Source organism: Flavobacterium niveum (assembly GCF_055231775.1).
The window spans coordinates 309,494-332,293 of the sequence record NZ_JBUYSX010000004.1 but is presented as its reverse complement, the minus strand read 5'-3'; the positions used below and the strand labels follow the sequence as shown (position 1 = coordinate 332,293).

General features: G+C 38.8%; 22 protein-coding genes. All 22 read right to left on the bottom strand.

The features are described from left to right. Window position 1: 1 nt before the first annotated feature. On the bottom strand, window positions 2-784 hold the full coding sequence (locus ACZIX4_RS12210; protein ID WP_463335919.1) for a polysaccharide biosynthesis/export family protein: 783 nt from the start codon (window positions 782-784) through the stop codon (window positions 2-4). A 136-nt stretch (window positions 785-920) separates the two neighbouring features. Next, window positions 921-2,051: a UDP-N-acetylglucosamine 4,6-dehydratase family protein gene (locus ACZIX4_RS12205; RefSeq protein ID WP_463335918.1), complete on the bottom strand. Its 1,131-nt coding sequence runs from the start codon at window positions 2,049-2,051 to the stop codon at window positions 921-923. A 27-nt stretch (window positions 2,052-2,078) separates the two neighbouring features. Beyond that, entirely contained in the window at window positions 2,079-2,765 is a 687-nt protein-coding gene (gene cmk / locus ACZIX4_RS12200; RefSeq protein ID WP_463335917.1) for a (d)CMP kinase, read from the bottom strand. A gap of 43 nt (window positions 2,766-2,808) precedes the next feature. Then, entirely contained in the window at window positions 2,809-3,954 is a 1,146-nt protein-coding gene (locus ACZIX4_RS12195; RefSeq protein WP_463335916.1) for a DegT/DnrJ/EryC1/StrS family aminotransferase, read from the bottom strand. Window positions 3,955-3,964: 10 nt separating this feature from the next. Continuing rightward, a complete protein-coding gene (locus ACZIX4_RS12190; protein WP_463335915.1) occupies window positions 3,965-4,543 on the bottom strand; it encodes a sugar transferase in 579 nt (192 codons plus the stop codon). Window positions 4,544-4,570: 27 nt separating this feature from the next. Beyond that, the gene (locus ACZIX4_RS12185) at window positions 4,571-5,956 is read right to left on the bottom strand and encodes an undecaprenyl-phosphate glucose phosphotransferase (RefSeq protein WP_463335914.1); all 1,386 of its coding nucleotides are present in this window, start codon (window positions 5,954-5,956) and stop codon (window positions 4,571-4,573) included. Between the two features lie 168 nt (window positions 5,957-6,124). Beyond that, on the bottom strand, window positions 6,125-7,357 hold the full coding sequence (locus ACZIX4_RS12180) for a WcaI family glycosyltransferase (RefSeq protein ID WP_463335913.1): 1,233 nt from the start codon (window positions 7,355-7,357) through the stop codon (window positions 6,125-6,127). A 122-nt stretch (window positions 7,358-7,479) separates the two neighbouring features. Next, complete coding sequence (locus tag ACZIX4_RS12175; protein WP_463335912.1) at window positions 7,480-8,424, bottom strand: UDP-glucuronic acid decarboxylase family protein; 945 nt, start codon at window positions 8,422-8,424, stop codon at window positions 7,480-7,482. A gap of 8 nt (window positions 8,425-8,432) precedes the next feature. Further along, window positions 8,433-8,876 carry a VanZ family protein gene (locus ACZIX4_RS12170; RefSeq protein ID WP_463335911.1) on the bottom strand — a complete coding sequence of 148 codons (444 nt, stop codon included), beginning with the start codon at window positions 8,874-8,876 and terminating at the stop codon, window positions 8,433-8,435. A gap of 83 nt (window positions 8,877-8,959) precedes the next feature. After that, on the bottom strand, window positions 8,960-9,862 hold the full coding sequence (locus ACZIX4_RS12165) for a glycosyltransferase family 2 protein (protein WP_463335910.1): 903 nt from the start codon (window positions 9,860-9,862) through the stop codon (window positions 8,960-8,962). A gap of 45 nt (window positions 9,863-9,907) precedes the next feature. Continuing rightward, window positions 9,908-10,864 carry an acyltransferase family protein gene (locus tag ACZIX4_RS12160; RefSeq protein ID WP_463335909.1) on the bottom strand — a complete coding sequence of 319 codons (957 nt, stop codon included), beginning with the start codon at window positions 10,862-10,864 and terminating at the stop codon, window positions 9,908-9,910. Between the two features lie 36 nt (window positions 10,865-10,900). After that, complete coding sequence (locus ACZIX4_RS12155; protein ID WP_463335908.1) at window positions 10,901-11,506, bottom strand: WcaF family extracellular polysaccharide biosynthesis acetyltransferase; 606 nt, start codon at window positions 11,504-11,506, stop codon at window positions 10,901-10,903. Continuing rightward, on the bottom strand, window positions 11,457-12,614 hold the full coding sequence (locus ACZIX4_RS12150) for a glycosyltransferase (RefSeq protein ID WP_463335907.1): 1,158 nt from the start codon (window positions 12,612-12,614) through the stop codon (window positions 11,457-11,459). Before ACZIX4_RS12150 ends, ACZIX4_RS12155 begins: the two co-directional genes overlap by 50 nt. 6 nt (window positions 12,615-12,620) lie before the next feature. Further along, on the bottom strand, window positions 12,621-13,868 hold the full coding sequence (locus tag ACZIX4_RS12145; RefSeq protein ID WP_463335906.1) for a glycosyltransferase family 4 protein: 1,248 nt from the start codon (window positions 13,866-13,868) through the stop codon (window positions 12,621-12,623). 4 nt (window positions 13,869-13,872) lie between these two features. Next, window positions 13,873-14,964 carry a glycosyltransferase family 4 protein gene (locus ACZIX4_RS12140; RefSeq protein ID WP_463335905.1) on the bottom strand — a complete coding sequence of 364 codons (1,092 nt, stop codon included), beginning with the start codon at window positions 14,962-14,964 and terminating at the stop codon, window positions 13,873-13,875. Then, window positions 14,961-15,953, bottom strand: a complete 993-nt coding sequence (locus ACZIX4_RS12135; protein WP_463335904.1) for a hypothetical protein — start codon at window positions 15,951-15,953, stop codon at window positions 14,961-14,963. The genes ACZIX4_RS12140 and ACZIX4_RS12135 overlap by 4 nt, the downstream gene beginning before the upstream one ends. A 251-nt stretch (window positions 15,954-16,204) precedes the next feature. Then, a complete protein-coding gene (locus tag ACZIX4_RS12130; protein ID WP_463335903.1) occupies window positions 16,205-17,284 on the bottom strand; it encodes a polysialyltransferase family glycosyltransferase in 1,080 nt (359 codons plus the stop codon). Window positions 17,285-17,287: 3 nt separating this feature from the next. Further along, window positions 17,288-18,511 carry a lipopolysaccharide biosynthesis protein gene (locus tag ACZIX4_RS12125; RefSeq protein ID WP_463335902.1) on the bottom strand — a complete coding sequence of 408 codons (1,224 nt, stop codon included), beginning with the start codon at window positions 18,509-18,511 and terminating at the stop codon, window positions 17,288-17,290. Window positions 18,512-18,772: 261 nt separating this feature from the next. Further along, the gene (locus tag ACZIX4_RS12120) at window positions 18,773-19,393 is read right to left on the bottom strand and encodes an HAD family hydrolase (protein ID WP_463335901.1); all 621 of its coding nucleotides are present in this window, start codon (window positions 19,391-19,393) and stop codon (window positions 18,773-18,775) included. Then, entirely contained in the window at window positions 19,393-20,121 is a 729-nt protein-coding gene (locus ACZIX4_RS12115; protein ID WP_463335900.1) for a 3-deoxy-manno-octulosonate cytidylyltransferase, read from the bottom strand. Before ACZIX4_RS12115 ends, ACZIX4_RS12120 begins: the two co-directional genes overlap by 1 nt. Then, a complete protein-coding gene (locus ACZIX4_RS12110) occupies window positions 20,118-21,650 on the bottom strand; it encodes an aldolase catalytic domain-containing protein (RefSeq protein ID WP_463335899.1) in 1,533 nt (510 codons plus the stop codon). The genes ACZIX4_RS12115 and ACZIX4_RS12110 overlap by 4 nt, the downstream gene beginning before the upstream one ends. Window positions 21,651-21,667: 17 nt before the next feature. Then, the gene (locus tag ACZIX4_RS12105; RefSeq protein ID WP_463335898.1) at window positions 21,668-22,750 is read right to left on the bottom strand and encodes an acyltransferase family protein; all 1,083 of its coding nucleotides are present in this window, start codon (window positions 22,748-22,750) and stop codon (window positions 21,668-21,670) included. Window positions 22,751-22,800 lie beyond the last annotated feature (50 nt).

Below are 22,800 nucleotides of genomic sequence, written 5' to 3'. Positions count from 1 at the left end.
CTTATCTCAAGATTAGTGCTAATGTAGCTAATAGTATTGATGCTGTAGATAATATAACTGTTGTGTTAGGACCCACCCCGGCAGAATTTGCCCTAACTTTATTTTGCTTCACATATACTACATCATTTTGCTGAAGGTAATAGCAAGGCAGGTTGGTTATATTTGCATCGGTAAGGTCTGCTTCGTAATAGGTTTTCACTCCATCTACATCGCGCTGTACGGTTACACTTTTTCTGTCTCCCCAAATAGTCATATCACCGGCCATGGCTAATGCTTCAGGAAGCGTAATACGTTCACTCATTATAGTAAACGCACCAGGGCGCGCTACTTCACCTATTACACTAATCTCAAAATTGATTATCCTTACATTTAAAATAGGCTTATCAATATATTTTTTTAGCTTTTGCTCTAACATCTCTAAAAAAGCTGTTTTTGTAAGACCTCCTATTTTAAGCTTACCAAGTACCGGAAAATTTATTTCCCCATTTTTATCTACAAGGTACGTTTGTGTGCGCAACTGTGGTGCAGCCTGGTCAAGGTTACCGGGTACAGACCCCGTTAAGCCCGCCGGAGGAAGGTTAAATTTTTCAACTGCATCCAAATTTTCGGCAGAAATAACAATCATCAACAGGTCGTCTGACTTTATGGTTGTTTCAAAATTTCTACCTCCTGCCCCTATAGTATCTTTTGTGTTCACATTTTGAAAATAATGTATTTTCTTAGTTGACACACAAGATGTAAACAAGACGGACACCAGAAACAATAAACCCAGTTTTTTCACCATGTTCTTTTAATATTTGTTTGTTAAATTTTTCTGCAAAAAAGAATTTCAGCACTAAATTTTAAAAAAATGCAGCTTGGCAAATATAATTTTTTAAGTTTAAATAAATAAACTGCATTACTAAAATTTTAGCAGCCACTTACACGCCGCTATCCAGTGTTTCATAATGGGAATTTGCGCTCAAAAATCCGGGCACAATTTTCTTCATCTGTCTCACTATAGCATAGTTATCATTAAGTCCACAAAGCTTTTTCAGCTCTTCCAGCGCTAAAGCAAGGGCTTCCATATCCACAGCCCCGTCAGAACTTATCATTATATTTTTGTTATATGTAGGCAGTACCTTACTATTATCAGATATAAGCTCTTCATACAGCTTCTCTCCCGGGCGCAACCCCACATAGCGTATTTGTATATCTTCCTCCGGGCGCAAGCCGGCCATTTGTATCATTTTTATTACAAGGTCGGTTATCTTTACCTGCTTGCCCATATCAAAAACATATATTTCACCGCCTTTACCCATTGCTCCAGCTTCAAGCACCAGCAGGCAAGCTTCCTTAACCGTCATAAAAAACCGGGTAATATCAGGATGCGTTACCGTAACAGGGCCTCCGTCTTCTATCTGTTTCTTTATTACCGGCACTACAGAACCGTTACTACCCAAAACATTACCAAAACGGGTTATAATATATTTTATCTGCACCGGATCGGGTTGTTGTTGCAGGGTATTGTGTAAGGCCGTTACATATTTTTCGGCAATCAGCTTACTTGCCCCCATCACATTGGCAGGGTTTACAGCCTTATCGGTACTTATCATTACAAAAGTATCAACCCCATATTGCGCAGCAAGGCCTGCCACTACCTGCGTACCGAATATGTTTACAAGTACCGCCTGCCTGGGTGCCTCTTCCATCATCTGCACATGCTTGTAGGCTGCAGCATGGTATACCACATCGGGCTTGTATTTGGCAAAAAGAGCTTCCATTGCCACGGCATCGGTTACACTGGCCAGTTCGGCATAAAAAACAGCGTTTGGTGCCAGGGTTTGCAGTTCCAGCATAAGCAGGAACAGCGGTGTTTCGGCATGGTCTGCCAATACTATGGCCTGTGGGCTGAAGTTAATAACCTGCCGTACAATTTCGCTGCCTATAGAACCGGCAGCACCGGTAATCAATATGGTTTTGCGGCTAAGCTGAGAAAAAACCGAAGTCTTGTCCAGCGAAATGGGTTTCCGTTCTAAAAGTTCTTCCAGTTGGTAATCTTTGTGCCTCATACTTTTTTGGGGTTAAAAACAGGCAACTTATTTTACACTCTCTACAAGCCCTATAATTTTATCAAACAACTCGTTAAGTGTAAGCGTGGTATTATCTACCTCTATAGCGTCAGCTGCCTTTTGCAGCGGGCTGTCTTTACGGTGGGTATCCTGGTAATCGCGGTCTTCAATATTTTTAAGCACCTCTTCATAGGTTACTTCCCTGCCCTGCTCACGCAGTTCGGCTGTACGGCGTTCGGCACGGGCAGCAGCGCCGGCACTCATAAAAAGCTTCAGCTCGGCATCCGGGAAAACAACAGTACCTATATCGCGCCCGTCCATAACAATACCTTTTTCCTGCCCCATAGAGCGTTGCTGCTCTACAAGTTTTTCGCGTACCTGTGGTAGTGCCGCTACCTTGCTAACAAGATTAGACACCTCCATAGAACGTATTTCACCCTCTACATTTTTACCGTTAAGGTATACTTCACTATGGGCTATCTCAGTATTATAAACAAACTTCAGGGTAATCTGCGGCAAATGGCTTATAAGCCCTTCGTCATCAAAATGGTTAGGCGATATAAAACCCTGCTCTATGGCATACAGGGTTACAGCACGGTACATGGCACCGGTATCTACATAGATATAATTAAGCTTTTTGGCTAACTGTTTTGCAATAGTGCTTTTTCCGGTAGACGAAAAACCGTCTATAGCTATGGTTATTTTCCTGTCCAAAATATATGTGTCGGTTATTTGTATCGTAACAAAACTACGTAAACTATTTAAAAAAATCAGTAAGCACACTAAAAATACGCCCATACTCTTCCCCACCCATTGCCGTCCCTGAAGGTAGGCAAAGCCCCGTGGCAAAAAAACGGTCGCTTACCCCATTGCCAAAATACAGGCTGCCTTTATATAGCGGTTGCACATGCATGGGTTTCCACAGTGGGCGGCTTTCTATATTTTCTGCTTCAAAAGCCTCCCTCAGCATATTGGAGGTTTTACCTCCTGCTTTATCAAGGTCGATGAGGATAACGCTGAGCCAATGGTTGCTATAGGCCGCTTCATCATAGGATGAAAAAGGTGCAATACCCGGTATGTTTTCAAAAAAACGCGCATAATTGTGGAATATCTCCCGTTTTGCAGCAACCCTTTCGGCAAGCACCTGCATTTGCCCACGGCCTATACCGGCACAAATATTACTCATGCGGTAGTTGTAACCAAGGGTGCTATGCTCATAATGCGGCGCATCGTCCTTGGCCTGTGTGGCAAGAAAAACCGCTTTATCTTTTAAGGCTTTGGTTTGTGTTACCAGCGCCCCACCACCCGATGTGGTAATTATCTTGTTGCCGTTAAACGACAGTATGCTTATATCGCCCAGCGTACCGCAGGGCTGCCCTTTATAACTACTTCCCAGTGCTTCGGCAGCATCTTCAATTACGGGGATAGCATATCTTTCGGCCACGGCTTTAATTTCGTTATGCTTATAAGGCATACCGTACAGGTGCACTGCAATAATCGCCTTAGGCTTTTTACCGTGCTTCAGGCGGTGCTGTATGGCTTCTTCAAGCAATTTCGGGCACATATTACCACTCTGCTGTTCGCTATCTATAAATACGGGGGTAGCTCCTACATAAAGCACCGGGTTCACTGATGCCGCAAACGTAAAGCTTTGGCAAAGCACTTCATCTCCCTGCCCTACTCCCAGTAATACCAGCGCAAGGTGCATGGCCGCCGTACCCGATGACAAAGCCGCCACATATCTGCCTTCGCCTAAATATTGTTCTATATCCTGCTCAAAGCCCGATACATTAGGACCCAGCGGGGCAACCCAGTTTTCATCAAACGCCTGCTGTACAAAGTGCTGCTCACCTCCCCCCATGTGCGGGGGCGAAAGCCATATTCTTTTTTGTTGTACAGGCATAGGGTTGTGGTTATTGAAAGTATTCTTCCCTGGGCATTTTACCCAAAACAGTATACAGTATCAGTTTTATATCAAGCCAAAGGCTTTGGTGTTTCTGGTAATTACGGTTGATGCGCACCTTATCAGGAAATATTACATAATCATTAAGGTACTCCGGGTCTTCGGCTGCTGCCAAAAGCGCTTCCTCATTGGCATACTTTATACTCGCAGGGCCGGTAAGCCCCGGGCGAAGCAGCAGCAATTCCCTGTCTGCCCCCTGAAGCATGTCATAATAGCCCGGCAAATCGGGCCGTGGGCCTACAAAACTCATATCGCCTATGAGTATGTTGCACAACTGCGGCAGCTCATCTATCTTATACTTCCGCATAAAGCGCCCTGTGGGGGTAACTATCTTTCCCTGCGGGGTATCTTTCATGGAACGCAGCTTGTATATCCTGAAAAGCCTGCCGTGCCTGCCCACCCGCATTTGCATAAATATACCATTTTGCCCGGTACTTACACCGGCCAGGGCAAAAAAAAGCACTATGAGCCACCCGCACAGCAATAATCCCACAAGGGCAAGGACAACATCAAACATCCTTTTGGCCATAGGCATTCTTTTACAAGAAAAAAGGCTTTAATAAGCCTTTTCTTCTCCTTTAAATATATTCCAAACGGTAAGGTAAATTATTTTTATATCCAGGAAAAAACTCCAGTTTTCCAGGTACCATATATCATAAGAAACCCTGTTTTTTATATCCAGGTCGTTTTCTATTTCGCCACGGTATCCGTTAACCTGTGCCCACCCTGTAATACCCGGCTTTATAAGCTGGCGTACAAGGTAGTTGTTTATCACCTCCTGGTATTGTGCATTTTGAATCGTCATGTGCGGGCGCGGGCCTACAATAGACATGTGCCCCATAAGCACGTTCCAGAACTGCGGGAATTCGTCAAGGCTGGTTTTGCGCAGTATACGCCCTATCGGGGTAATACGCGAATCGCCTTTGGTAGCCATTTTATTATCTGACTCCCTGTTTACATACATGCTCCTGAACTTAAGGCACCAAAACTCTTTACGGTCACGGCCAAGCCTCTTCTGCTTAAACAGCACCGGCCCTTTAGACCCCGCTTTTATCAGGATAGCCAAAATAAGGAACAGCCAGCTGCACACAAAAATCAGCACAAAAACACTAAACGCGATATCAAAACTACGCTTTATAAACTTGTTATGTGTTTCCTCCAGCGGTTCCTTACGCAGTGAAACGGTAGGGATGTTGCCAAACTGCTTAAACTCGTACCTGTTGTAAAACTGGAAGTGGAAGTCCGGTATAATCCTGATACGGATACCCGCCTTATCTACTACGCTGGTTATTTGTTCTATTTCTTCAATGGTAATGCCCGGTGTGGCTACAATAACCTCATTTACCTGGTTAGTATCCAGGAACCTGGCTATTTCGTGCTTGGTGCCAAGATAGTTACCAAGGCTGCTGTCTGAATCGGCATCATCAAAATAGCCAATAATATCATACCCAAGGTGCGGATTATTGGTAATAAGTTCTTTAAACTGTGTTGCCGAACTGCCGTGGCCCAGTATAATAACATGCCTTAGGTTATAGCCCTGCTGCCTCAGGAAAAGCACAAAACGGTTTATGATATACTTTTCTGTAGCAAAGCACACCATAAGCATGGCCGTGTATATAAATACAAAGCTTGTGGGCAAAAATGCATGTGCAAAGTAAGACACCACTATAATGGTGATTCCCAATATAACTACGCCCTTAAACGTTTTGTAAATTTCAAGCGAAAAGCCCGGCTTTACACGGTGGTCGTGAAACAGGTTATTAGAGTTACCGCTAAAAAACCACACAAAAAGCAGGATAATAAGCAGGAAAAATTTCGACTTAAGGTGGTAGGAAAACTCATCCGGCTGTACTACATACATGCTCAGGATAAAGGTAAATGCCACTACAGAAAGGTCAGCAATAAGCCTGACCAGTGAAATTTTATTGAGGTACTGTTTCATTTTAGCGTCGGTTTGATTATAAAAACTTCTTAACGATAAATGATAACACACAATACCTGGGTCATACTTGTGTTTTTCATTGAGTTATGAAAATTTAGCTTTTACTACTACAAAGGTTAAAATTTTCTGTTAAATATAACAGGTTTTATTGTCATTAAATTTACAACATTATCTTTTGCGCATTGCTTCAATATCAAGCTCAAACTTTTTCAGGATGTTTTCCTTGCTTAAAAATTGTTCGGCATACCTGCGCGCATTGGTCCTGTATTTGGTAAGGTCTGTATTAATAGCGGTGCCTATAGTTTCAGATAACGCTATGTTGTCTTCAGGCTCGCACAGCAGCCCCATATTGTGCTGGTGCATAACTGTGTAAAGCGAAGTACCCGGCTCTGCCGTAACAATGGCACATCCCCCTGCCGAAAGTATACCGGTAAGCTTGCTGGGCATAACCAGGTCTGCCGCCGATTTTTTTTGCAGTACCAAATGTACATCGGCAGTAGCCAGTAGTGCCGAAAGTTTTTCATAAGGTTGTAACGGGTAAAACTGCACATTGCTTAACTGTGCCTCAGCTACCATTTGCTGTAGTTTTTCTTTAGCCCCGCCAGATCCTACTATAATAAAGTATACATCATTACGGTGCTTGTACAGCTTAGCGGCTTCTATAATACTTTCAAGACCCTGCTTTTCACCAAGGTTACCGCTATATAACACCACTTTATCGTCCATACCTATGCCGAACTCCGCACGGAGCGACTGTTCTTTTGGCAATGGCTTAATAGCACTTTCGTCTACCCAGTTAGGAAACATAATACGCTGGTGTGGAGCTATGCCTTTTGCAGCTATTTTTTGTTCCATACCAAGGCTTATGGTAGATACTTTGGTACTCTTTTTAAGTATAAAACGCTCTAGCCCGAACATAATATTCAGGAAGGTTTTATTTTTTATCATGCCCAGTTCTTTGGCTGCATCTACCTGAAGGTCCTGCACGTGGCTTACCATAGGCACTCCTTTTAGCTTAGAAAGCATAACCGGCAGCATACCCAGGTGAAATGGCGGTGCGGCACAAAATATAACGTCAAACTTTTTTGAGAATAAGAATTTAAACCAGTATGGCAAAACCCCCATTACAAACGAAAATTCGTGGATTATCCTCTTTGCAGAACTCACCTCTTTTGGCACATACAGCGGCACACGGTGCACTTTTGCACCGTCTATAACTTCTGTAAACCACATTTTACCTTTATGGCTGGGGTGTACTTCCCATTCCGGGTAGTATGGCATGGCAGTAACCACACGCACATCGTGCCCCTGCTTAGCCAGCCAGCTGCCCATTTCGCCTGTATATTTACCTATACCGGTAAGCTCAGGGCTGTAATTGATACCAAAAATAAGAACTCTCATGCTAATCTTTTTTTCCTCAAAATTATGTTACCCAAAACCGTCTTCAGCGGTAAGGATTGTATTGCTGTTATCACCACAATTACAGCCGGGGGACCCTGAGTGGTGCATGATTTTTTCTCTCTTTACTGCTCTTTAAGAAGCTGGTCAAAATACGTTATGGTTTTGGCAAGGCCTTCCCTTAACTGTATTTTTGGCTCCCAGTCCAATTCCTTTTTAGCCAGGGCAATATCGGGCTGCCTTTGTTTAGGGTCGTCCTGAGGCAGCGGCTTGTATGCCAGCTTAGATGCCGAACCTGTAATATCTATAATGGCCTGTGCCAGTTCTAGCATGGTAAACTCGTTAGGGTTACCCACATTCACCGGTCCGGTAAAACCTTTCGGCTTGTGCATAAGGCGTACCATACCTTCTACAAGATCGTCTACATACTGGAAAGAACGTGTTTGCTGCCCATCGCCAAATATGGTAATATCTTCACCTTTTAGCGCCTGCACTATAAAATTTGAAACCACACGACCATCATCGGGGTTCATGTTAGGGCCATAGGTATTAAATATCCTTATAATCTTTACATCTACATTGTTTTGATGGTGATAATCCATAAACAACGTTTCGGCACAGCGCTTGCCTTCATCGTAGCACGAACGCAAGCCTATAGGGTTTACATTGCCCCAGTACGATTCGCGTTGCGGATGCTCTACCGGATCTCCATAAACCTCGCTGGTACTGGCTTGCAGTATAGATGCTTTTACCCTTTTGGCAAGGCCAAGCATGTTTATAGCCCCCATTACCGATGTTTTCATGGTTTTAATAGGGTTGTACTGGTAGTGTACCGGGCTTGCCGGGCAGGCCAGGTTATAAATCTGGTCTACTTCGGCATAATATGATTCGGTAACATCATGCCTTACTAACTCAAAATACGGGTTGTCCAGCAGCTGTACTATATTTTTTTTGTTTCCTGTAAAATAGTTGTCCAGGCATATAACTTCGTTTCCTTCGTTAAGGAGCCTTTCACATAAATGGGAACCTATAAAACCTGCTCCCCCGGTTACTAATATTCTTTTTTTCATTGCATTTTTCAAACACTAAACAGTTTTGAGCGCCGTAAAATTTTATAATATAAGAAAATCCCGAGCACTCCACCTGTTACATTTAATATAATATCATCAATATCAAATACACCCAACCCCAGTATGTATTGTAACAGCTCTACCACCACCGGGGTTAGCAGCACTGCGGCAATTACACCCCTCTTTTTTATTCTTTTAAAAACAAGCAGCAATGCTATGGCAAATGGAATAAATACCACAATATTACCCACTATTTCGAAATAATAAAGCCACTTAGCTTTAGGGTTTCCCCATTTATAATAAAATATTTTTTCTAATGGCACTAAATTGTAGTATCGCCTGTAATCTGTTTTTATGAGTCTGTCATGAGATAAAAACAAAAGTATAAAAAGCACGGCTAAGTATAAATAAGCGCAAAACTTTACTATTTTCCCTTTATTTTCGGCAACCATAACTAACAAAGCAGCTTACTGTAAAATCCTAACCGTAGCAATCAATGCATTTAAATAGCTACAATATTTATCTAAAGACAGCCTTATATTTTAATTTTATAATTCTTCTCAATAAATTCTTTCATTTTTTGCGGGTCATTATCAGATGCTTTCTTTATTTCGTAGATTTTAGCATCTACCAGCGTCCTGTACCACCAGCCTTGTAAAAAATGCCACAAGAAACCCTCTTTACCTTCGGTAAATCCGCCTTTAAAAATGTACCTGTATACAAAGTAAACAAATGAACGCCAAAACAGCTTCATTTTAGCATACTTCTGCTTTTTTTCTCGCTTATACTTTGCATCTTCAGTAACTTCATGTTGTTCTGCCCTTTGAGACTTTTCTATAAATCCGTACTCTATATCAAGCAGGTCTATTGCTTCCCTTATAGAATAACCGTTATGTTTTTCGGTCCACCATCCTAAGGAGTTAAGGTTATGGTCTACAAAATAATTATCATACATTATGCTGGTACCTTTAGTAAGCACTATGTGTTCGTCCATCCAGCGTTCTTCGCAAAAGCCATGCTTGTAACGGAACAAACGAAGCATATTCATACGCAGCATCCCTTTGTTCATTAGCTTATTAAGGAAGTACATTTTACGTTCAAATATTATCCCTGAAACAGTATCAGGAACCGTATTAAATTTACTATGTATCTCATTAATCAGTTCATCTGTAAGATATTCATCAGCATCGAGCCTGAAAACCCAATCGCAAGTTATAGGAAGGTTATCCAGCCCAAAATTAAACTGGCGGGCATAATTATTCTCCCATTTATTTTTATACACTACAGCCCCCATAGATTCGGCAATTTCGCAGGTTCGGTCTGTAGAGAACGAATCTACAAGAAAAATCTGGCTGGAAAAGCGCTTGGCATTTTCTATACAACGTTCTATATGCTTTTCTTCGTTGTAGGTAAGTATTATTGTGGCTATATTTAACATATATAAATTTTAAACAGTAAATATTTTTATCATCCCTCCTTAATCCTACATATTTTTAACCGGACTATAAGGCACATAGATAGGCCTGCCAAATAGTAGGTTACTCAATTTTACTTTATCGAAAACAAAAGCCGCTACAAGAGACAGGGCTATTGTAAAAGAGGTATTTACAAGACTATATAATATCAGGGTATCGTCTATCTTGAAGAAGTATTTTTCAAGGAGCTTAAATCCGTTAAGAAATATAGGGTGTAATACTACAATAATAAGCGTGTTTTTACCAAGGTATTTAAACACCTTTATAAATACGGTACTGACAAGGACAGCATACACATACTTTAAAAACGAAATCATAAAAAATGATGTACCTAATGATGACGCAGACCCACGGACTGTATCTCCATATATGTAAATTAATGCAATGGCAACAACAGATAAAAGTGAGGCAAAGATATCGTAAGAGAAAAGCTTAAAAAAGTACCCTAAAACAATAAATATTTCATTTTCGAACAAAATCCCCTCAACCAGGAACGAAAGTGCAAAGCACAATAATCCTACAAAAACAACTTTTGAAGCAAGGTTTTTAATTTTAAACAAATCAACCAGATAAATAATAAGCAGCGTTAAAATAAGGGTGTGCAGATACCAGTAAGCACCTATAGGGCTTACAAAAACCTTTTGTACTATGGTAAAGACATCCAAAGATTCTATTCGGTTTGAAAACTTAAATCCTGCCACGCCAGCTAAGTACAACATTAAAACATAAATTATTTCGAAAATAACATACGGAATAATTAATGTACGGAATAATGTATACAACCGGTCTTTAACCGGTTTTGATGTACTTATAAAAAATCCCGAATAAAACAAAAAAACCGGCATGTGAAACGAGTATATCCAACTGGTAATATTGCTTAATGCTCCCACGTTTATGTGAAAACATACCATAAGAAAAATCATTATTCCTTTGATAAAATCTACGTCTTCAATCCTTTTATCCATATAATGGGGATATTAATTAAGTACAACAAACATTATCTAATCTGTTATAACACGTTCTTTTAACGGCTTACAAGGCATACCACCACACACCATCCATTCGGGCATGTCTTTAGTAACAACAGATCGTGCAGCGATAACTGCACCTGTACCAATCGTTACACCGGGATGCACAAAAGCTTCGGCTGCTACCCAGGCAAAATCACCTATTACTATAGGGGCTGTTATTAGCGGATGTCCTTTTTTGGTATAATCATGGGTGCCTGCACAAATGTATGAGCGCTGAGAAATTATGCTCCTTACACCCAGGGTAATTTTGCCCTGCGTATATAAATCTACCCCATCTGCCACGCCGGCCTCATCTTTAGCCTCTAAATTCCACGGCCCCCAAATTTTCACACCGGGATATATGTGTACACCTTTACCTATTTTTGCTCCAAACAAACGTAATAAGAATGATCTCCAGGAATGGAAAGGTCTTGGCGAATATCTAAAAAACACCACATACACAACGTTCCAAAGCAAACGGAGTATCCTGTTTTTTAATGAAAATGAAGCGCCCGTATATGTATCTTGATTATGCATTATTTCTTCTTTAATTATAAATAAAATCAGGCTTAGGTAAGTTACCGGCCAGCCAGCCATAAACCTTATCCATTTTTTCTGCAGATAACTGCCAGGTAAATTCTTTACTAACCAGTTCTTTGCCCCTGTTTCCTATGGCAGCAGCTTCATCTTCAGTCAGGGCCATTAACTTCAGCACCCCTTCTTTAACACTTGCTGTATTATTTTGTATGGCTATTGCCGCATCGTGCTCAAATCCCTCCGGCAAATTACACTGCGGGGTCATTATTACCGGCAACCCCCATGACCAGGCTTCTAAAACCGTCATAGGCAGGCCTTCGCCATGCGATGGCAATATATATGCATAGGCTTGTGCGTATATATCTGATTTTTTATCTCCAAAAAGCCCCCCGTGAAATTTAACAATATTTTCAATCGCATATTTTGCAACAATTTCCTTTAATTTAACGTCAAAATTTTCTTGTGGCCAGCCTACGATGTCAATAATATAATCTTCCAGCTGTTTAGGATTTTCAGACCAAATTTCGCCTATTGCTTCAAGCAGCATATCTACACCTTTTTTAGGGTGAAGGCGGGCTAAAAACAGTAAGTGTTTTTTTCCGTCTTCCGGCACTTTTCTTTCACGCGGGCTATCAGGTATATTAATGCCGTTTGGTATTATAGCCACGGGTTTGTCTATCCCATATTCTCTTATAGCATCAAGCTCTGCTTTACATAAAGCGTGGTAGCAATCTATTTTGCCAAAAGAATTTTGTGCAAAAAGCAAATTACCCAGAATACGTTTTACTTTTCCCTGGTTTGCAATAATATACGGATCCAGCATACCGTGCGGGGTAACTACAACCGGCTTGTTAGTCCTTGATTTCCACTTAGAAATAAAGGCATGCGGATAACGCCACAGCCCGTGTACGTGAAGAATATCGGCATCAGAAGCAAGTAGCTCCTTTTTAGCCTCTGCAGAATAGAAAAAGAAATTAGACTTAGGAAATAACCTTAAATTAAAACCACCCCAATTTGGGAGTTCCTCTTGTGTATCTTCCTCTACATATGAAAATATTTCAATCTCATTATTCTTTCTAACAAGTACGCACCTGTATAAATCCCTTATTGCATCTAACAAGCCTCCCGCAGAACGGGCCACTGAACAAGTAAATATGGCTATCTTCATAAGTTACTAAATACTGTTAATAAAGTTTATGATGTTTAGATGGTATCGGGACCATGTATAATTTTGGGCAGATTCAACAGCCCTTTCTCCCATTGGTTTAATTTTATCCCTGTTAGATAAAAACCAATCTATCTTTTCTTTAAATTCCTCCGGATTACTTGCCTCAACTATAAAGCCATTTTCACCGTCTTTCACTACATCATTTACCCCGGTGTTTGTGGTACAAATAACGGGTAATCCAGATGCAAGTGCCTCCAAACCAACTAATGCTAGTCCTTCGGCCAGTGAAGGTAAAACAAAAACATGACTTTTTGCATAATAGTCTGAAACCACATCGCGGGTTACAAAACCCTCAAATTTTATATTATCATACCCTTTATAATCAAGGTATAAATCAGAAGAAGGGTCATACCCTCCGGCAATAGAAAGCGTAACCTGGTCTTTTGTATATTTAGAAACAATAGAAAGTAAGTGGTGCATACCTTTTCTCCTGTTTACCCCTCCTACAAAAAACAGTTTAAGAGGCCCCTGGTTATAATCTTTCTCAGACATTTTAAATTGGGAAACATCAACACCATAGGGTATTTTAACAATTTTATTACTCTTGCCAATAATCGGTATAATACTGTTCTTTACAAATTCTGACCCTACAAGCAAATAGTCTGACACTATAAACTCATTGCGGTAATTTTTAATCCGGTTTTCATCCCACAGGAAAATCTGTTCCGTTTTCAGTTTATCATCGCCTGTTACCTCCATATCCTTTATATAGATGTCCTTCATGTAAGGACGGCTGGCAATGGTAACATCAAGGATACATTTTATATTAGGGTTCTTTTTTTTAATAATGTCAAATGCGTCGTGCACACATGAGTCAAACATAATCAGGGCATCTACCTGCTCCTTAAGTGCGTATTTGGCAACTTTTCTGGCAAAACTGCGCTGTACTCTATCATAAAAATAGCTGCTTACTTTTTTACTTACATTTAATTTACCTAAAAGAAGAAGGAAAAGCCCCTGTAGCTCATTAAACAGTATTACTTCATCGTCATTAAGTACAGATGTTTTTCTTGAAGAAGCTTTTTTCTTACTGTCTCCTTTCAGTAGCTTTTTAAATTTAGCAGTATATGAACTTTCTTTGTCATATACTGTAGTAACAAACTTATAAAGAATCCCTTGTTCTTTAAGTGCCGTTACCAGTTGAAAAACATGCTGTTTACCGGGATGTGCTATAATTACTTTTTGTACAGGCATATTTTTATTTTAAGTGGTTAACGTGAGCCCGGGCCATACTTTCAAAAGTATTCTCCCTTATCTTTTCTAAATTATTGTTGCTTAGTTTATTTGCATATTCTTCATCGTTTAATATGCCGTTAATTGCAACCGAAAGAGCTGCCTCATTCTCTACAGGAACTATACATTCTTTATCACTTATAAGCTCTATGCCGGCCATACAATTATCGGTAGTAATTACAGGAAGGGCGTGCCCCATGGCTTCGTTAATTACAAGCCCCCAAATATCTTCTCTTGTAGGGAGTACAAATAAGTCGGCTGCTTTAAAATATTCTGAAAGTTCTTTCTTTGATTTAAAATCAATGTAATGTATGTTTTTAAGATTAAATTCGCTTTCAATCTCTTTATATAGCGCAATAGGCTTTCCTCCCACTATATATACACCAAGGTTTTCCGTATCCACATCTTTAAGGCTTCTCAGCAAAACGTCAAACCCTTTTCGTTTAATAAACTGCCCCACTGTAATAAGCATTTTTTGTTCGGGTATACCCAGTTTATCTTTTATTGCCTTCTTTTCTTCTTTATCAAGAACCCTGTCTACTATATCACTTTGCCACAGAGAGGTAAAAGGATATTTATAAATTTTGTCTTTAGGTGCGCTATAATACTGTAAATATTTACCGGAAGCCGTACTGGGGCTAAAATAGCCTTTTGCACCACCTATAAGAAATTGTTTTATTTTTTTTGTAATCCACTTTTCATTTTCATTTATAATCCCTCCGTCGGTTTCAAAATAATACGGTATACGTAAAAGCTTCATGTACAGCAATGAAAAAGTTTGGGAGAACGTATAATAACATGAAATTATACGGATATCATACTTTTTCCTTTTAAGGAAACTAAATATTTTAAAATCTATTTTCTTTTCATTTAAGTACCCCGGATCAAGAAAAACACCATTAAAGTTTTTAATGGTATCGTCATTCCAGTTAAAAGTAAGTTCCTTTGAGCGCCTGCCCTCAAAAACAACTGTAAGGTCAACAAATTTTCCTAATTCATTATAAAAGTCCACCCTATAGGGTGAAGGAAGATTAGTAAAAATAACAACTTTTTTCATTGTAAACTGTATGACTGCTTTTTGGTTTTATAAATATGGTAGCCCACTAAAGGGAGAAAAAATATGGCCAAAAATTCGAGCCTTATATATATATATTGCGGGGAATGTGTAAATATGTTTACTGCCTGTGTAAAAAGGAACATGTATACAAGAAGATATAAATCAGACACAAAAGACCACTTCCAGAATAACCCTAATAAATAACCTAAAAATATGAATTCAATAAATCCAAAAAATGAAAATGAGGCAAAAGCATCAAAATAACCGGTCATGGTAGTTACATTTTGTGTTAAAACAGGGATTATCGCATCATATTCAAAAGGCACCTGCAAACCGCTTTTTAATTCTTCGCCTACAAGAAATTTAGGTACATAATTAAAAATAAATTTATTCCAAATACCAAGCCCGTAATCATAAGAATCATTCTGATAACAAAAGTTAATCCCAATTGCGGCGTTGCCAATATCCATACCTACATCAAAATCAGTTTGGCTAAAAGAGTCTTCGAAGTTAGATGTATAATCAATGTCTCCAGATGTTTTATCTCCCAGGCCTGTGCGTATTGTTTGTATACTTGCATTAATAATCCCCCCAAACAAGAAAAGAATCAATAAAAATTTCCTTACGTGTTTATAATATTGCGGTTTAGCAAAAACAAGAATAATAAGAATATTCAACAAAAGACGCAGAGATAAATTTCTCCTACCTAAAAGCAATATAGTTTCGAGATACAAGAGGCTTGCAAGAACAACAATAATTATTGCAAACTTATCTTTCTTATTAACTTTTAAAAGGTAAAGGAGAAAAAAAATAAACCCAAGCTCTTGATAATTAGCCAGGTTAACCATAACAATAAAATTACTTTTATTTTCAAGTTCATTCATCCACACCCCCCTTATCGTAAACGCGGCAATCATACCTAATATAGATAATACTGCAACAATATTCTTAGCGGCTTTTAAATCAATATTCCTTACGGTTTGTGGCAACTTTGAATTCTTCCCAAGTCTAAAACCATATTCAAATGCAATATTACAAATGCACATTATAAAGAGTAGACTGGGCAAAAGTGAGTTATCATAATAGCTGCTAACATAAAATGATGTAAGCTGAGGAACAAATACAACAATAGAACCACACGCAATTAAGAACGGGGCCTGAAAAACCCCATATTCATACCTATAATACCTCCAGATAATCTCAAGGTTTATTAATACGAATATTATTATTAAGCATATTATCATACAGACATATTTGTTTTAAGATAGGCTTCGGCACTAATAAGGTCTTTAGGCACGCTAATTCCTAATTTCTGAAAAAAACTTAGCATATTTACATCGCCTTCATCCAGTAAGTAGGCAAGAGACATGGCATTAAAACCTAAGAAATGGGCACTTTGTACTCCACTACTTTTTATCCCTACGATACAAATATTTCTCCCAAAATTAGAATTATAATAATATTCAATCGCCAAATTTTTATCTAATTCATGTGCTTCCTCTAAAAGGCCAAGCCTTTCTTCATCTCTGGGATGGTATTTGTAATAAATTGTTAAACCGGCTTCTTTTGCAAAACTGAATACTTTACCCAGAATTTCTGAAACCTTAGATAAATCAACGTACGTATCAAGCTTATCAAGTACAAACACTATAGATTTATCATTAAGAGGCATATTGTGGTTCCCGAACAGTGCATTTAGTCCGGCCTTGTACTCTTCAACTGTTATATCTACAATCTTCTTATTTTTGAAAATATCCCTCTCGTAGCCCTTTAACGTAAGGTAGGCCGTTTTTATGTTTCTGTTGCCAGACATATAGTTCCCGTCAAAATCGTAGAACCTGCCTAATCTAAATATCGCTTTAAAAATAAATTTCCTTAAAAAGCGTGTAACGTTATTTGAGTTTAAACCATCAACTTTATCGGTATTAACAAAGTAAGGATAAATACCATCTTCAAGCCAAATAAATTCTACAGATGGATTAAGCGAAAATGCTTTTTTTAGCACCCTCATTTCCTGTATGTTGCCATCACAAACTACAAAAACCTTATCATAGCTATCAGATATAAATCCATCTAACGCTTCAATGTCTTTAGGTATAGTAGAAATTTTTGCTTTCCAGGTTTTATTAACCGCCGGGTAAATACCATCCCTAAAAAGGACTTTGTTAAACACCGTTGTAAGAATTTCTTCTGTAGCAGGCTGAATCTTAAAGTCTTTAAACAAAATAAGGTTGTTTGTATCTCCCGAAAAGCGCCCGTTAGCTAATCCCGAAGCTAGTATAAGATGCAACTGCGTATGACATACAAACAGGTTCCTCATGGTTTATTTTTTTTGCATTTTTTTATTTACAAATGACAACAAGTGTACAATATCGTTCTTACCCTGAAGATAAAAATCGGCCAGGGAAATATTCAACATTTTAAAACTATTTGGTAATACATAGGCAGCCATTAAAACTTCTAACAGCAAACACCCTATAGCCACGCCCGTTAAGCCATAATAGCCCGCCAGTACATAAGAGGCCGCTACAGATATAACAGAGCAAATTGCTCCGGCTATGGTATACTTGTAAGGCTGGTTATATGCCCTGTATACCACACCGGCAAGCCACCACATAGCGTTAAATAAAATACCTATTATAAAAATATTCCATACGCTTTGGCTAACCTCAATTTGGTTTTTGGTCCATATTCCATAAAACCATAGCCCAAACAGCATTAAAAATACCACCCCGAAAAATGCTATTACAATAGCCACAATCATAGACACCCTGTAAAGCATAGCCGCTTTAGAAATGTTTTTGAGGCCTATTTCATACTGCATTTCAGGGAAAATAATAGTATCAAGCATATTTATAAGCTGGTTTACAGATCGGGTTAATGTCCTTATGGTGTTAAAAACAGTTACCGCAGCAGGCCCCAGCACTATACGTACAACAAAGGTTGTCCCCTGAAAAAATATCGCCTGCCAAACAGGCGACATTAGGTAACCTAAACCCTTACTTGTTATAGCTTTAATATCATCCTTTTTTACTTTGCCTATTATTCCTTCTTTAGCAAAACTGATAAGGGTCTTTGAATATAAACCATATCCTAAAAGGAAAACAACAGTTACAACCAGTTGAGATAATGCATAAGCAATAATACCATACCCCGCAAACAATACTGCAAAGCCGGCAACTATATTAAAAAAAGACTGGAAACTTAAAAGATTTATACTTAACGATGCCCTACGTGCTGCACGGTAATACGCTTCAAATAACTGTACATAAAAGGCCAGTAAACGGGCAAGTATAAGTATAGAAACCGCCCATATGGCCTCATTCTTATCTATAAGTGATTTATCAAACACATTAAACTCTGCCAAACCTATCATCAGGGCAGTGCTTATAAACAATCCGCACAGTACAACTATGGTAATAATCCTGAAACCGCTTTTAGAAATATCGGCAGCTTCCTGTTTCTCGCCACCGGCATAGCGAAGCACAAAATAATTTGCAGCCGCTGTACCGAAACCAAGATCTGAAAGCACAAATATATTAGGCACAATGGTAAGTGTAAGCCACTCACCATAATAATCTTTTCCCCAAGCGGTTATAAAAAAGGGGATAAGAATTAACTGTTCTAATACCTTAACTCCTTTTTGAAATACAACAGCTATACTATTCCCTACAATTTTCTTTTTTAAGGACATTAGTAAATTAAATTTATTTTATTATCACAATATTATCCTATATTCAGGGAAGTATAATCTCATCTAAATTCTAAGGCTTTAAAGTAATCAGCCTGACTCTTTAAAACACTACAATTAGAAATTAAAATCTGATATATAATTACTGGATTTCTCCTTTAGCTTAACATTATTATACCCCATAAAATGTATTCCATTTTTGCTGGCTGCGTCAAAATCATTTAACGAGTCACCTATAAGTACCGTTTCATTTTTATCGTAACCATAAGTCTCTAAAAGCCCCTCTACAAGTTGTGTTTTTGGGGTGGGAGACCCCTGTATAGACAAAAAATACTTGTCTATACCTAACTCCTTGCAAATATGGTTTAGTTCCTTACCGTCAGAGCCAGATACAATGTGCATTTTAAATGATCCATGGTTGTTTTTAATAAAGTCCAGGCTATCGTTAATAAACAAAGTTTCATCAATTAACAAATCAAGCATTATTTCAGAAAACTTTGCCGCAAGTTCATTTACCTGTTCTTCGGTAATAGACTCCTTCCTTATCTGTTCATAAAAATACCTGAATTTAACATAGCGCGACAGCCCCCCATTTTCTTGGTGGTAAGCTACAAGTTCGGCCACCTGTTCTTCAGGAAATGATTCTAAAACTTTTATAAATCCCTTATCCCTGACAGGCATGGAGTCCATAATAACACCGTCAAAGTCCCACAAGATATTTTTATAGTTAGATAACATTATGAATTGAGTTTAGCTATTACTTTTTCTACATCTTCCGGGTTATCTACAGCCACAGAATCGTCAGACAGTTCTATCATTTTTACATCGTAGCCTAATTCCAGGAACCTCAGGATTTCTATATCTTCTTCGGCCTCTAAAGGTGTTTTACCTTCGGCCTGCGAAAACTTAACAAGGCTGTCTTGCGGGAATGCGTAGATGCAAACCTGCCTCCAGGCTTTAACAAAGTTGCCGCTTTTATTCCCCGGGATGGCGCTCCTGGACATGTATAATAGCTTACCCGATGGTGTAAAAACCACCTTAGGTACAGAAACACTTGTATACTGCTCTGCATCGGTTATTTTACAATACCCATTAAGTATCTCGCCATTACACTGTGGTAACAGCGCTAACATTTTTGTTATATCTTCAGGGTTAAAAAGTGGTTCGTCGCCCTGCACATTTATATAATAATCTGCTTTAATCTTAGAGGCCACTTCTGCTATCCTGTCTGTACCGGTAAGGCAATTATCAGACGTAAGGATAACATTCATATTATGCTCGTTACAGTGGTCTACAATCCTTTGGTCTTCTGTAGCTACGTATATTAATTTATTATCTACAGCCTTAAGGCATTGCTCATAGGTGCGCTGTAACATAGATTTACCTGCCAAATCTATAAGGGGCTTACCCGGAAACCTTGTTGATTTATATCTGGCGGGTATAACAATTATAAAATCTAAATTCATAATAAACTGTATACAGATTTTAGTTCCAGCGAAGCATACTTTGTAGGAGTTATGCTGGCAATATTAACATCGTTATTGGCACTGAATAAATCAAATAAATATTCATTCTCGGCTACCAGTACCCTTTCAAGCTCTGTAATAGGAATATCAGTATAACCGTCATATCCTGCTATGTATACATTCTTAGCATTAAGTTGCAGGGCTGTTTGCAATGCAAGCGCGGTGTGCGAGTCTTTGTACTGGCCGGTAAATTCTACTGCAGGAAGTTCAAAAGCCTTATCTGCAACAACCTCCGGAACATAAGTACCCATTTTTCTTGGATATGGTGGCAGTACACACTTGCCGCTAAAGTTTCCAAGGTCTGAAAAAACCTTTTCAAGCCTGTGGCCTTCACTACCTACAAGGCAAAACAGTTGTGGCACATCTAGATCTTTGTATAGATACGCATTTTTAGAACTGGCATGTATAATTACTACATCTTCGCTGCCTTTTACAAACTCTATAATACCATCGGCATGTTCGCGGGCATTGGCACCGCCGCCTATAATTACCACATTGGTATAATGGTCTGCTTCAAATACAGGCAACGTTTGATTATCAGCCACTTTGTTTTTTTGGTTCTCCAGCGCCCTTATAATGCTGTTTAGCGAGTAGAAACGCGTGGTTACCCAATCCATAACATCTTTTTGCGGCAGTGAGTTAGAGCCCGAAATCATGTAAGGCAGGTTAGTACCCCACTGGTGTTTTTCAAGTAGCGGCTCAAAATTTGCTACTGCATCGCCCAATGCGTTAAAGTTAAGATCCTGGCCATATTTAGAGTTAAGCGCGGTAAGTATAAGTTCTGTCTTTAAGTTACCTGCTCCACGGCCCATACCCAGTATGGTAGCATCTATTATTTCGGCGCCATGCTCTATTGCCGTAAGTGTATTTATAAGGGCAAGCTCCAGGTTGTTATGTCCATGGAAACCTATAGGGCAGTTGGTATTTGCCTTAACCATTTCCATGGTTTCTATAATATCTTTAGGATATACGCCGCCATAAGAGTCTACCATATAAAAGTAGTCTGCTATGCCGTCTATATTCTTAAGTTCTGAAATAAAGTCACCGTACTGTTTCCATTTAGACATGTACATAATGTTGAAACCTACCTCAAAGCCCTGTTTCTTTATTCCTTCGGCAAGGCTTATGGCCCTGCCCAAGTTTTGCGGGTCTACAATTACACGCACCATATCTACCAGCCCCTTAATAGGAGTAGAAACTATATCAATATGTTCTGGCTTTATATCTTTTTCGTTAAGACATACCACCAGCTTTTTGTTAGATTTTTGCTTAAGGTCTTCAAGCTCATAAACGGGGCAGTAAAAATACTTACCATAATATCCTTTTAAAGGTATACTCCTGTAGCCCACCTCAAGATAATCAACAGGTAAATGGTTCATAGCTTCTATGTAACGGTCTACAAGTGGTTTATTAAAATCCCAGTTTGTATAATAACCACCATCCCTAATTGTGCAATCTAATATTTTCATAAGTTTTTAATCTTAAATTAGCTTGTAACCTTATAATCATCTACAAGGTTAACTTTATATTTTTTGGTTTTAAGCCAGTTTCGTCTTTTTTCTTCAAACCATTGGTCTACATATTTTCCGATAAGATAGGATAAGCCTATACATATTAAATAATATAAACCCAGGTGAATGCACTTTTGCAGGCCTCCTACATTTTTTACTGACAGTGCATAGAGTTGTAGCAGTGGCCAGTGCAACAAATAAATAATGAAAGACATAGACGATGCCAAAGCATCATTTTTACGGTTTATAACAGGCCTGTGAATATTATAAATAACAAACGGCAAGGCAGCAATAGCTATTAGTATATTAAAGCTTTCACGCAGTACAAAACCCATTATTTTATAATCGCGGCTTAAAACAGCTTCCCTAAACGCAGGTACACCGTGGCTTATAATTAACAAAGCAGCCACTACAAATACCGAAATTTTTGCACTGGTGTAGCTTGCCTTTAAATCCCATATATAAACTATACCACCCACAAGGAAATAAGGAAGGTACAATAATACAGATTCAACTGTAAAGACCTGCCAACCGCAATATAACCCAATGGTAATTATTACTGAAGAAACTATGAGCAGAATCAGGGAAACTGCTTTGTTTTTAATCAGTAAAAGTAATAAAGGCACTATAAGGTAAAACTGTAGTTCTACCGCTAATGACCAGGCCGGCACCACAAACCAATAAGCTTTGCCAAAGCCATTTGAAATAACTCCTATATTTGAAAGCAAAGCAGTAGTAAAATCAGGACCGGCACTCACCGTAGCAATATTCCACAGGTCAGCAAAGAGCCTGTAACATACCAAACTAAAAAAAAGCACAAGCCAGTAAATAGGGTAAAGCCTTAAAAACCTGCTTTGTATATATACAAGGTATGCGTTATTAAACTTAGAATATTTTTCGTTATACATTTTGAAAATCCAGTAACCGCTAAGCACAAAAAACATATACACCAAAGAATGCCCAAATGACAAAAACGCAACCGAATGGTAAACTACAACAAGGAGCGCAAGCAGCAGCCTAAAACTTCCTGGAGAAATATTTATAATTTTTGAAAGCATAATACTTTTTCAAATGTATTTATTACAATGCCTTTATACTAATACAATAG